Source organism: Paenibacillus tritici, assembly GCF_018207515.1.
In the GTDB taxonomy this organism is placed as follows: Bacteria; Bacillota; Bacilli; order Paenibacillales; family Paenibacillaceae; genus Paenibacillus_AQ; species Paenibacillus_AQ tritici.
Window position 1 is genome coordinate 6,094,368 of record NZ_CP073365.1, and the last position, 12,526, is coordinate 6,106,893.

General features: G+C 52.6%; 14 protein-coding genes and 1 other annotated feature. All 14 genes read right to left on the reverse strand.

Features of this window, described 5'->3' with window-relative positions; translation table 11 throughout:
* Nucleotides 1-32: 32 nt before the first annotated feature.
* Nucleotides 33-914 (reverse strand): branched-chain-amino-acid transaminase, encoded by an 882-nt coding sequence (ilvE, locus tag KDC22_RS26125; RefSeq protein ID WP_173132514.1) that lies wholly within the window; start codon nucleotides 912-914, stop codon nucleotides 33-35.
* Between the two features lie 4 nt (nucleotides 915-918).
* Nucleotides 919-1,806, reverse strand: coding sequence for a prephenate dehydratase (gene pheA / locus KDC22_RS26130; protein ID WP_211720862.1), 888 nt, complete (start codon nucleotides 1,804-1,806; stop codon nucleotides 919-921).
* Nucleotides 1,803-2,783, reverse strand: a complete 981-nt coding sequence (gene thrB / locus KDC22_RS26135; RefSeq protein WP_211720863.1) for a homoserine kinase — start codon at nucleotides 2,781-2,783, stop codon at nucleotides 1,803-1,805. The genes pheA and thrB overlap by 4 nt, the downstream gene beginning before the upstream one ends.
* A 65-nt stretch (nucleotides 2,784-2,848) precedes the next feature.
* Nucleotides 2,849-4,135: a homoserine dehydrogenase gene (locus tag KDC22_RS26140; protein WP_173132504.1), complete on the reverse strand. Its 1,287-nt coding sequence runs from the start codon at nucleotides 4,133-4,135 to the stop codon at nucleotides 2,849-2,851.
* An 8-nt stretch (nucleotides 4,136-4,143) separates the two neighbouring features.
* The gene (locus KDC22_RS26145; protein ID WP_173132501.1) at nucleotides 4,144-4,581 is read right to left on the reverse strand and encodes an ACT domain-containing protein; all 438 of its coding nucleotides are present in this window, start codon (nucleotides 4,579-4,581) and stop codon (nucleotides 4,144-4,146) included.
* Nucleotides 4,582-4,746: 165 nt separating this feature from the next.
* Nucleotides 4,747-5,502 (reverse strand): zinc ribbon domain-containing protein, encoded by a 756-nt coding sequence (locus KDC22_RS26150; protein WP_211720864.1) that lies wholly within the window; start codon nucleotides 5,500-5,502, stop codon nucleotides 4,747-4,749.
* Between the two features lie 17 nt (nucleotides 5,503-5,519).
* Entirely contained in the window at nucleotides 5,520-6,266 is a 747-nt protein-coding gene (locus tag KDC22_RS26155; RefSeq protein WP_211720865.1) for a hypothetical protein, read from the reverse strand.
* A gap of 5 nt (nucleotides 6,267-6,271) precedes the next feature.
* Nucleotides 6,272-7,462: an SPFH domain-containing protein gene (locus KDC22_RS26160; protein ID WP_211720866.1), complete on the reverse strand. Its 1,191-nt coding sequence runs from the start codon at nucleotides 7,460-7,462 to the stop codon at nucleotides 6,272-6,274.
* Between the two features lie 321 nt (nucleotides 7,463-7,783).
* Entirely contained in the window at nucleotides 7,784-9,091 is a 1,308-nt protein-coding gene (obgE, locus tag KDC22_RS26165) for a GTPase ObgE (RefSeq protein WP_173132489.1), read from the reverse strand.
* A gap of 15 nt (nucleotides 9,092-9,106) precedes the next feature.
* Nucleotides 9,107-9,847 carry a Spo0B domain-containing protein gene (locus KDC22_RS26170; RefSeq protein ID WP_211720867.1) on the reverse strand — a complete coding sequence of 247 codons (741 nt, stop codon included), beginning with the start codon at nucleotides 9,845-9,847 and terminating at the stop codon, nucleotides 9,107-9,109.
* A 242-nt stretch (nucleotides 9,848-10,089) separates the two neighbouring features.
* Nucleotides 10,090-10,401, reverse strand: coding sequence for a 50S ribosomal protein L27 (gene rpmA, locus KDC22_RS26175; RefSeq protein WP_020429282.1), 312 nt, complete (start codon nucleotides 10,399-10,401; stop codon nucleotides 10,090-10,092).
* A 17-nt stretch (nucleotides 10,402-10,418) separates the two neighbouring features.
* Entirely contained in the window at nucleotides 10,419-10,754 is a 336-nt protein-coding gene (locus KDC22_RS26180) for a ribosomal-processing cysteine protease Prp (protein WP_173132483.1), read from the reverse strand.
* 12 nt (nucleotides 10,755-10,766) lie between these two features.
* Nucleotides 10,767-11,078 (reverse strand): 50S ribosomal protein L21, encoded by a 312-nt coding sequence (gene rplU, locus KDC22_RS26185; RefSeq protein ID WP_036698983.1) that lies wholly within the window; start codon nucleotides 11,076-11,078, stop codon nucleotides 10,767-10,769.
* A gap of 14 nt (nucleotides 11,079-11,092) precedes the next feature.
* Nucleotides 11,093-11,178: a sequence feature (ribosomal protein L21 leader region), on the reverse strand.
* A gap of 106 nt (nucleotides 11,179-11,284) precedes the next feature.
* A complete protein-coding gene (locus KDC22_RS26190; protein ID WP_173132480.1) occupies nucleotides 11,285-12,526 on the reverse strand; it encodes an Rne/Rng family ribonuclease in 1,242 nt (413 codons plus the stop codon).

The window sequence follows — 12,526 nt, forward strand, 5'->3', positions numbered from 1 at the left end:
TTACACGGTGTCAGGGCACCGTTCTACTATTACTATTCCCAAACCTTATAACCGTCTTTGTCGACCACATTGCGGAATTCTTCAAGCAGCTGCAGGGTGATCGGCCCGGCATGGCCAGAACCAATGATCCGGCCGTCGATCTCACGGGCTGCAATCACTTCCGCCGCTGTGCCGGTGAAGAAGACTTCATCGGCAATATATACGTCATGCATAGTGAACGGCTCTTCCTTAAGCGGTAAGCCCAGTTTCTCACATAGCTCAATAATCGCCAGACGGGTAATTCCTTCAAGCGCCCCCAGGTAGCAAGGCGGAGTGTAGACTACCCCTCTTTTGATAATGAAGATATTATCGCCCGAACCTTCGGTTACATAGCCTTGAGCGTTCATCATGATCGCTTCATCCGCTTCAGCCAGATTAGACTGGATCTTCACCAGAATGTTGTTGAGATAATTCAGCGATTTGATCTTCGGATTCAGCGCATCCGGGATATTGCGGCGCTGCGACACCGAAACGGCACGAAGTCCGTTCAGATAAGCCTGTTCCGGGTAGATGGCCAGCTGCTCAACAATGATGATCACACTGGCTTTGGGGCAGCGGCGCGGATCGAGCCCCAGATTACCGGGACCGCGCGAAACGATCAGCCTGATGTATCCGTTACGCATGTCGTTAAGACGGATAGTCTCAGCCATAGCTTCCAGCATCTCATCATAGGTCAGAGGAATGTCCAGCATAATCGACTTCGCCGAATCATACAGCCTGTCCAGATGCTCCTTACATTTGAAGATGTTGCCGTTATAAATACGGATACCTTCAAATATTCCGTCTCCATATAAAAAGCCGTGATCGAATACGGATACCTTTGCATTCTCTTTCGTTACATGTTGTCCATCCAGATAGATCCATTGCTCAGCCATGAACTTACTGCACCTCCGCTTTCTCTTCCTCATAGGTGTATGTGGGATAGGACCCCAGAATCCGTACCTGACAGCCCAAGGCTTTGATCTCTTCAATCGCCCCTGGAAGCAGTACCGATTCTATCGGCTCCAGCACATCAATGTAGAAATAATAAGTACCCAGTTTCTTCTTCGTGGGTCGTGATTCAATACGGGACAAGTTCAACTTGCGCCAGGAAAAAGCAGCCAGTACCTGATGCAGCGCACCAGGAAAATCCTCGGGCAGTGTGACAAGAATGCTCGTCTTATCTCCGCTGCTCTTCTGCGGAAGCTCCAGCTTCTGCGGGCCAACCAGCACAAACCGCGTGTAATTGTTGTTATGGTCTGTAATCTGGCGTTCCACAACCTCCAGCCCGTGCGTTGCGGCCCCAAGCGAGGTCCCTATGGCGGCCCAGCCCTTGCCGGGATTACTCTTCACAATCTCCACTGCTTCGGAGGTGCTGCCTACAGATTCCAATTCAGCCCACGGTACAGCCTTACGAATAAACTGAGTGCACTGTGCCATCGCCACCGGATGGGACAGAATCTTGACAATCTTCGTATAATCCTTGTCCCCATTCTCGTTCGTGAATTCCTGCGGACAGCTGATCAGATTCTGTATCGACGGGAAAATCCACTCCGCCTGCATCGGCAGGTTCACTTCATTAATGAGCCAGTCGATATGCAGGCTGACCGAGCCTTCTATCGTATTCTCAATCGGAATGACACTGTAATCGGTGACTCCGCCAGCCGTGGACAGAAAGACATCGGATATGAGCTTATGATGCTCCAGTTGAACAGGGTTACCTCCAAATAAATGCAGCAGCGCTTCATGCGAGACCGAGCCCTGAGGCAATACCGCTATTGATTTCATGACTGTAATTCTCCTTTTATCATATCCAAAAATGATCCGTTTTGCATCCCGTTTCTTTCAAGCAGCTCTGCAGTGACCCCTGTGGTGCAGGGAGACAGCCACAGGGTGCGGGCTGAGATCCCGTTCTCCCGCATTGTCTCTGTCAGAAACAGCTCCAGCTCCTGCTTCCGCAGCTCTCTGCGGTCCACCATACATAACACGGTCGGACCTGCACCGCTAAGCGCGATGCCCAGCGCCCCATGGCCCGGCGCTTCTGCCAGCAGCTTCTCCATACCAGGCACCAGCGGAGCGCGGTATGGCTGATGCAGCCGGTCCTGCATCGCTGCCCCAATGAGGTCGAGCCGCCCGGCGGCTAACGCAGCGGTTAGCAGCGAGGTGCGGCTGATATTATGAACAGCATCGCTGACACTGACCTCGGCAGGCAGAACGCCTCTTGCTTTGACAGTCTCCAGCTCAAATTCCGGGATAACCACAAGCACTTCAAGCTCCTGCGGAGGCTCAATCCGGATATAATCCGCGTGCTCTCCATCCCACACGGCCGTAATAATCCCCCCGAACAGGGAAGCTCCGACGTTATCGGGGTGCTTCTCGATCGCTGTAGCCATATCAAACAGCTTCGCAGATCCAAGCGGTGAACCAATCATAGCATTTGCCGCAGCCAATGCGCCAATAATGGCCGACGCACTGCTCCCCAGCCCCCGGGCTAGTGGGATTTCAGAATACATAGAGATGGACAGCTCAGGAACCGTGACCCCGGCTTCAGCAAATACCATTTGGGCAACCTTGTAGAGCAGATTGCTTTTGTCCCGGGGAACCCCTGTCATCTCATCTCCATACAGATGAAACACCGTTTCAGCTGCTTCCTCCATTTCAATCCAGGCATACAGCGATAGAGCCATGCCCAGTGTATCAAAGCCCGGACCGAGATTGGCGGTACTGGCAGGGACTTTCACTCTAGACCTTCCGTAAATACTCATGGCGGGTAAATCTCCTTCATTATATTTGCGCGCAGCCGCCATATTTCAAGGGAGGTCTGCGATACTCAGCCTTCTACACGATAATGGCTTTTGATACGGTGAATGACATTCAGTTGCTCCAAATGCCGCATGACCTTGTTCATACTGGCTTTGCTGGCATTATGCGTAACAATTATAATCTCAGCATCCGGGTTATTCGCGTTGGCTTGCTGCACAACAGAGTCCAGGCTGACGTCATATTCGGCAAACACCTGGGTGATCTTCGCCAGCACACCGGCCTTGTCATCCACATGGAGCAGCAGGAAGTTCTTGTAATAAATATCTTCATCACTCTTCAGCTTCTTCTGCTTGTACGGAATGATCTGCTTAAGCCCATTGACGCCCAGCTTCAGATTCTTGATCACAGCCACAAGGTCAGCCACAATCGAGGTTGCCGTAGGCATTGCCCCTGCTCCCGCACCGTAGAACATAGTCTCCCCCACCGCTTCGCCATATACATATACCGCATTAAACACCCCGTTCACCGAGGCAATCGGGTGGCTCGTACGGATCATCGTAGGCTGCACACTGATGCTGAATTCCTCATCCTGACGTTCGGCAATACCCAGCAGCTTCATCTCATACCCCAGGCGTTTGGCAAAAGCAATATCCTCCTTGCTGACGCCGGAGATGCCGCTCACACTGACATCGCTCAGCTCCACGTTGGTCCGGAAACCGAGGGTGCCCAGTATAGCCATCTTGCGGGCAGCATCCAGCCCCTCCACATCGGAGGTAGGGTCAGACTCGGCGTACCCCAGCTCCTGTGCTTCCCGCAGTACATCGGAATAAGACGCGCCTTCCTGACTCATTTTGCTGAGTATGTAGTTGGTGGTCCCGTTGACGATTCCCATAATCTTCATGATCTTATCCGAGGAAAAGCCTTCGATCAGTGTGCGGATAATGGGAATGCCCCCAGCCACACTCGCCTCATAAAATACATCACACTGCTTCTCCTGCGCTTTGGCCAGAATCTCTGAGCCGTGCAGGGCCATGAGATCCTTATTGGCGGTTACGATATGCTTGCCGCGCTCCAGCGCTTCAAGAATGTACTCCTTCGTTCCCGCAATACCGCCCATCACTTCGACAATGACATCAATCTCCGGGTCACGGATAACTGCCCATGGATCATCGGTAATCTTCGACGGGTCCACCTCGATATCACGCGGCTTCTCCGTATTCTTCACGGCAATACGTTCAATAAGTATCGGCGATCCCACCTGGCTGCTCAAATCCTCCTGATTCCCTTCAACAATACGGACAACGCCCGTACCCACTGTACCCAGACCCAGCAAACCTACTTTGACCGGCTTCATTCGTATTCTCACCCCTGACCAATAATTAACGCACGCTTCACACCGGGGATTGCCTTAAGACTGTCCAGCAAATCGCCCAATTCTTCATTCAGACGGGAAATCTCGACGGAGATCACCACATTGGCCCGCCCCTGAAGCGGAATGCTCTGATGGATCGTCAGCACGTTAGCCCCATGAACAGCTACGGAACCCAGCACCTTGGAGAGCATGCCTGACTCGTGCTCCAGATCAATCGAGATCGTAACGATACGTTCGCGCTCCAGCTGATGAATCAAGTGTATCCCATCTTTGTATTTATAAAAAGCACTGCGGCTAAGACCGACCTGTTCCACGCCCTCGTGTACTGTTTTGGCATCTCCTGCTTCTAAGAGCTGCTTAACCTGCATGGTCTTCAGCACCGCATCGGGCAATATGTCCTCCCGGACCAAATAATAGCGTTCTTTCACGAACGTCCTCACCCCAAAGACTTTTGTATGTACATAGTGGACATTATACGGGATCAAGGGCTTTTATTGCAACAACTTTTCTTGTGGCTCATAAGAGAAAAGACTGCCCTTCTATAGTTAGGAGGAACAGCCTTCATCTGTAAAATCAAACTGCCAATGCCCGAATCAGCCGTACGCAAGGGTGGTACCGCAGTAGTCACAGCTCTTGGACTGATCTGGAGCGACTGTATTCTGTGCGCCGCAGCCCGGACAACGGACAGATTTGGGAAGCTGCTGCGGCCTCGGCTGCTGATATAGCGGCTGGCCCCCAGGCGGTGAAAAGGGCGACGAAGCAGCTTGTCCCGCCGGGGCTTGAGGCTCCGGATCTGCTCCCTCAGGGAAGAGGAGCCCGGAGTCCAGCACTCCATACTTTTGGAGGTACAGCAGGTCTCTGTTCACATCTCCTTCGCTCTGCCCGGTACGGTCAGCCAAATTGCCGATATAACGGACTCTGCCCGCAGTGATCAAGGCTACATATTGATTGGCGAGCTGCGAGCAACGGAATCTGGCCTTGGCTGCACTTCTGGCAAATGCTGATGCAGGCAGAAGCAGAACTACGCTAAAGAGAATTAACAAGGTAATCAAAACTGTGACGTCAATTCCTTCCTCGCTGAAGATGGAAATGACGATGAAACCCATCATTTGCAGGAAGCCTCCCACAAAAACATGAAACAACAGACTGTAATTAACGGGCTTGCGGTAATTTTTGTAATGGGTTCCGAGCATCCGCACCAGGGCAAGCACAAGTCCTAAGGGCATAAAAAGATATCCGATACCGATAATCACATAATCAAAGGTGGTCCGTTCATACTTAGGGAGACCATCAGACGGCTGTCCTTCCCTGCCCGGCAACAGTCCCCCCAGCTCATTCACTATCCCCATTGCTGTATATTCTCCTCCTATTTAAGCGCTGACAGCTCCAGATTACGCCGCTGGAGCGTGCCTGCGATACTCTCCGTCAATTCTTGTGTCTCAGTATCCCAGCGGACCGGCAGCTCCTTCAGCACAAGCAGCAGAGCCACATGGTCATGAAGCAGGGATATCTGCTGCTTGATGATATCTTCGGTTGCAAACAGTCCCGGTCTTGACACCGGATCGCTATAGCGGAACTTCTCCTCCAGTCCCTCTACCAGTTCAACCAGCCTGCCTGCCTCCGGATGCTTCCAGGTCCCGGCGAGTACTCTGATCTCATGCAGTTCCTGCCGGTGAGTGCGCAGGCTCCGCGAGGCTTCGGCCGCCTTCCGCTCCCCGGATGCGGCATTCCAGCCATATCCCCCTGTTGCTGCAAGTAAGAGCGCAGCGGCAATCAGGACAAGCAGCTGCTCTCCCGCATACCAGAGCGGGTGCAGTTCCAGCAGCCAGTCAAGCACGATAGCTGAGGCAAGCACCGCAGCCACATACAGAGCCATGATCAAGGCTCCGCTTAAGAACAGCGGTGAAGTCCGGCTGGCCTCTGGAGCGCGGCGCAGCCATACCAGGCTGTACCCGTAAACTGCCGTCTCAGCAATACATACAGCAAGCAGGGTCACGACGAAGCGCATCAGCGATTCCGAGAACCCGAACATGAAGAACGAACCCAGGGTAACGGTCAGGGCAGCAATATAGATAACGGTAATAAGACCTGTATAAGACCTCTGCTTCTGCATCCCGCTCACCCGTTAGCCGCTCTGGTGCCGCACTCCGCACAGAATTTCTGTCCGGGCTTCAGCTCATGCCCGCAGCCGGCGCATTTGAGAATCAGGCTCTCCCCGCAATGCGGGCAGAATCTGGCACCCGGGATGACCGATTTGCCACAGCTATGGCATTCCTTATCCTCCGCCGCGGGGGCCGGTTGAAGGTTGTGTCCGCAATCGGTACAGAAGCGTGCGTCTGCCGGATTAATCGTCCCGCAGCCCGGGCAGGACTTAGCGGGTGTACCGGACGCCGTACTGTTGCCAGCGCTGCTTCCAGTGCTGCCGTCCAGCGACACACTCCGGGTCATCCGGGACACTACTTCAGAGGCAGGTCCGGCCAGACCGAGGCCCATGCCTAGACCCAGACCCGTGTTCATCATTGCTGCACCTATATTCCCCGGATTGCCTGCAGCCTCCTCCAGCGTATCGAAGCTGCGTTCCTGCTGGTAGGTGAAGCCGATAATGTCCATTTCCGCCTTTTTGGCCAGTGCTTCCTTCAAGCGCTGGGTCGCCGGATCCTCATCCGGAATATTGATGGAGTCAATATAGAAGTTATTCAGTTCAATTCCGCTGTCCAGGAACGAGGAGGCCAGGCGTCCCTGAATATGCTTTGAGATTTCAACTACGTAGGCATTGATCTCCAGAATGCTGATTTTTTTGTGCACCAGATAAGAAGAAATCAGTTCATTGATATTGGACATCAGCAGGCCGCGGAAATAACTCACCATAGTATCCTGATCAAAGACCGGCAGCGTCCCTACCAGCTTCAGCAGGAATTTGCGGGGTTCTACAATTCTAACTCCGAACTGCCCGAAGGCCCGGACTGCAACCATAAGCTTGTATTTGGGGTCCTGCAGCTGCAACGGGGCGCTTGTTCCCCACTTGACGTTCATAGAGTTCAGCTTGTTCACAAACCATATTTCTGCAGTGAAAGGAGACTTCCCGCCGAACGGCAGATTCACCACATTCGACAAAATCGGTATATTGGCTGTGCTTAAGGTATGGCGTCCGGCGGTAAAGGAGTCCAGCGCCTCTCCGCCCTTGAACAGAATCGCTTCCTGGGATTCATTGACGATCAGTTGCGTCCAGGTCCCCAGCTCCTGATTGGGGTACTTCCAGGCGAAGACGCCTGCAGGCCCATCATATTTGACTACTTCAATAATTGCCATCTGTCCATTCCCTCTTTCTTGGCAGGTATGTATGATATACGCAGATTACACCCTTTTAGATTCGCCCGGGGAGAATTTCGTCTGCGGCAGACGCTCCCTTAACCAGACCCTCTTATGATTGTAGTAAATTAATCCACATAGATAAAGAAGTCTTTACATTATACCTCAAGTGGAAACGGCTTTGCCGTCCTTTTAAAGGACGGTACCGTTTCAGCGAGAAATAGAAGGATAAGTTATCGTGTGCAACATATAAATTCTTATATTTCACAAAAAAACGGCCGCATCCTCCTCACGGAAGATACAGCCGGCATCATGGATCTGTTAATAGTAACTGCTGTTTTCAACAAATTCGAATTCAAAATCAGCAATCCGCACGATCGTTCCTTCTACTGCCCCGCGCTTGCGAAGCTCGGCATCCACACCCATATGACGCAGGGTACGGGCCAGCCTAAGAATGGCATCATGTGTGCTTAGCTGCATCCTCTTAATCATCCGCTCAATCCGGGGACTGTTGACTACAAAGGCCTCGTTGTCACGGGTAATCGTGAATGAGTTATCCTCTTCCTCTTCTAGCTTATACACCTTGCGCTCTTTGCCAGCCACTTCTTCAACCACCGGAGCCACAGGAATACTGTCAAGAATATCCGTAGCACGGTAGAGCAGCTCCTGAACTCCCTGACGGGTCAGTGAAGAGATCGGCATAATCTCAAGGTCCGGACGGAGTTCTGCCACACGCTCACGGAAGGCAGCCAGGTTCTCCTCGGAATCAGGCATATCCATCTTGTTCGCCGCCACGATCTGCGGACGGTCAATGAGCGCTGCATTGTACTGCTTCAGCTCATCGTTAATCAGTACCCAGTCTTCAAAAGGATCGCGGCCTTCCGAGCCGGACATATCCACGACATGAATGATGATACGCGTGCGTTCAACATGGCGCAGGAACTCATGTCCCAGGCCCACACCTTCACTCGCGCCTTCAATCAGTCCGGGTAAATCCGCCATCACAAAGCTGCGGCCGTCTCCGACATCAACTACACCCAGATTCGGGGTAATGGTTGTGAAGTGGTACGCTCCGATCTTCGGCTGGGCAGCAGATACTACCGACAGCAAGGTAGATTTACCCACACTCGGGAATCCTACCAGACCTACATCTGCCATGACCTTCAGTTCCATTACGATATAACGCTCCTGGCCTTCTTCGCCGTTCTCGGCAAGCTCCGGCGCCGTATTATTCGCCGTCGCAAACCGCGTATTCCCCCGGCCGCCACGGCCGCCACGGGCCACCACCACTTGTTGTCCATGACGGGTCATGTCGGCAAGAATTTCCTGGGTATCATCATCAATCAACACGGTTCCAGGCGGAATCCGCACGATCATATGCTCGGCGTTTGCCCCGTGCTGGCTCTTGTTGCGTCCCTTGATTCCCTTATCGGCCTTGAAGTGGCGCTGATACCGGAAATCCATCAGGGTGCGCAGGCCTTCATCGACGCGGAAGATCACATCTCCCCCGCGGCCGCCATCCCCGCCGGCAGGACCGCCATCCGGTACATACTTCTCACGGCGAAACGCTACGAGACCATCTCCGCCGTCTCCGCCTTTTACATAAATCTTAGCTTTATCTACGAACATTAAGATTCACCTTCCTTACATCTCCAGCGGTAACCGCAGTTCTATATAGCCCTTAGCCGGCTGAATCTGCTCCGCTTTCATGATTTTTCCTTGTACTATATTATAAATTTGCCCCTGAAGCAGCTCGGGATTGCCTTGCTCTCCCTCACCTTTGAAAGAGATAAGAATGCCCCTACCCTCCTGTGAAAAGCTGAGCTCAAGCTTCCGTGTGTCTCCTTGCGGTGTTACTCCGCTGTACTGGTACGCCCTTACCGTCTGCATAATTACTGAAGTCAGCTCAGCACCGGACTCGGCACTCAGCTTGTCCTCCAGCTGCAGCCCTTCTTCCACCTGTATGTCCAGCTCCAGATTACTTCTGAACGTCCGGAAGGATTGCAGGTAGAATACCAGTGAAGGCACTCCCAATTTGGCAATACGGCTGTCCAGCGCGATACGCTCCTTTATTCTTTCCACACATTGTACGGATTTATCAGGCTTGCCCAGCTGGATATATCCGTAAAGCACCTGCAGATCATTCATCCAATCATGACGATGATGATTCAGTGTCCGGTTTGCCGCCTGCTGCAGAGTCTTCTCCTGTATGCGCAGTTCCTCTTCATATTGACGCCGGTTGTAAAAAAAGCTGAATGCAAGCACTGCCGCTACCCAGATTCCGAGCAGCAAACATGTGAAAAGGGAGGGTTGCCAATACACGAGACCTAAAGGAAACACTGCGGATAACATGACTGCCCAGACCATACTTTTCCAGGATTTCATTCTTTCTCCCCGTCCCTTGGTTCGCAAAATTGATTCCAATGTAACCGTTGCTTAAACTAGCTTGATATTTACCATTTCCCAGTATAACACAGGCTTTCCCTGCAATCACCAGAATCCCCCCACAAAGTGAGGGCTTAAGCTTCGACGCTTACTCAGGTACTTTGCGGGGACCCCGAAACAATTCCAAAAAAAGCCCCCGGCACTCATGCCGGAGGCTTCTCATCTAAATAGGTTCCGAAAGCTTACGCTTCCAGTGCCGCTGCTACCGGAGCGACATCAACCGGATACACGCTCACTTTTTTGCGGTCGCGTCCCCAACGTTCGAACTTCACTACGCCGTCCACGAGTGCGAACAATGTATCATCTTTACCGATGCCCACGTTAGTGCCCGGATGGATTTTTGTTCCGCGTTGACGAACCAAGATGTTGCCGCCGGTTACTGCCTGACCGTCAGCACGTTTCACGCCAAGACGTTTAGAGTGGGAATCACGTCCGTTCTTTGTGGAACCTACACCTTTTTTCGATGCGAATAATTGAAGATCCAATTTCAACATGTTGTCAACCTCCTTCTTCAAATGATGACTTCCTGTATCTGAATATATTTCCTGTAGGATTTAGCAATATCCTTGAGCATTAGCACCATGGATTCCAGCAGAAGCTGTACCTTGGCGGAGACTTCAGGATCATTCACGGGAACCAAGGTTCCGCTTAAGAATCCATCCTTCATCGAAGTATCCAGAATCACACCGGTCAGAGTTTCAATCGCATTCACGGTTCCAACCGTAACAGTCGAAACACCCGCACAGACGATATCCCTGCCATTCCTGGCGTATTCCGCATGCCCCTTGACGGCAAAACCGACAATGACACCTTGAGCAGAAGCCCGTGTAATCCGCACGTTAATCATTAACGCACCTTCTTACGCCTGAATCTTCTCGATAGTTACTTTGGTGTACGGTTGACGATGGCCTTGTTTCTTGTGGTAGTTCTTCTTAGGTTTGTATTTGTAAACTACAACCTTATGACCCTTACCATGCTTCTCGACTTTGGCTGTTACAGACGCGCCGCTTACCAGCGGAGTTCCTGCAGTCAAACCACCTTCGTTAGAAACAGCCAAGACACGGTCAAACGTTACGCTTGCGCCGTCTTCAGCTTCCAGCTTCTCAATGAACAAAACATCGCCCTCTTGGACTTTGTATTGTTTACCGCCAGTTTCGATAATTGCATACATTGTACTTGCACCTCCTCATGTCTCAGACTCGCCTAGTCAAGGTGGCAACCCCCGGAGGAATTACACTTCATCTACCCGATCGGAGCGGTTACAGCATGTGCAGGCAGAACAACCAAACACATACTTGAAGATATTATCATACTTATACGGCTAAGTCAATCCCTCCCCACAAAGTGGAGGTTTATCTTCGATGTATCGTCTCTAACCTATTCCAGCCATGCCCCCACCTTACCTGTACCGCCGCAGCACTGGCAGATCACCGGGGCAAACCCGGCAGAATCATGCCTTGCCTTCTTGCGGGTCATCTCCAGCAGACCGAGATGGGTCCAGCCGAGAATATGTGTCTTGGTCCGGTCACGGCTGATGATGCCCTCCAGCTTGTCCGTCACCAGCTTGCGGTGTTCGCCCCGTTCCATGTCAATGAAATCCACGATAATGATCCCGCCCGTATCCCGAAGCCGGATCAGCCGCCCGATCTCCTCCGCAGCCAGCAGGTTGGTTCGCGTTACTGTGTCCTCAAGATTTGTTCCACCTGTGTACTGCGCTGTGTTGACGTCGATGACCGTAAGCGCTTCGGTCTCATCCCAGATCAGCGTAGCCCCGCCTTCCAGAATGACCTTGCGGCCAAAGCTCTTGTGAAGCTGCTCCGTCACTCCGTAAGCGGAGAAGATAGACTCCTGCCCCCTGTAGAATCCTACCGGCTTGTACCCTTCAGGCGCCATGTCCGTCAGGAACGCTTCCGCTTCCTTCACCGCCTTGGCCGAATCAATCATCAGCTCATCGCGCTGCGGATTGAAGGCATCCCGGATGAAACGCTGGACGATGCTCAGGTCACAGTGCAGCAGCGCCGGTGCGGACACTTCCTTGGAGCGCCGGGTGATTACTTCCCATTGGGCACGCAGGAAAGCCAGATCTCCCTCCACCGCATCCACCGGCTCGTCCTCGGAGACCGTGCGCATAATCAGTCCCTCTTCGCCCTGGCGCAGCCGTTCGCCGATGCCTTTGAGCCGGCTGCGTTCGGATTCACGGCTGATTTTTTTGGATACGCCGACATATTCGGCAAACGGCATGTACACCATCCAGCGTCCTGGGAGTGTATAATGCGTGGTTACCCGGGCGCCCTTGCCGCCGCGCGGCTCTTTTCTCACCTGGACCACAATCTCCTGACCGGGCTGCAGCAGCGTCTCAATGGAGGGCTTCACCTCCGGCTGCTTCTCCAGATGGGGATGCAGTACATCATCTACATAGAGGAACGCATTCTTTTTCTGTCCGATATCTACAAAAGCCGCCTGCATTCCCGGCAGCACATTCATTACCCGACCTTTATAATAACTCCCGACCAGGCCTTGCTGCTGATCGCGTTCAGCCGCATATTCCACCAGCCTCCCGTTCTCCAGAAGTGCCATCCGGGTCATATGCTGTGTACAGTGAACGATCATTTGTTTCAT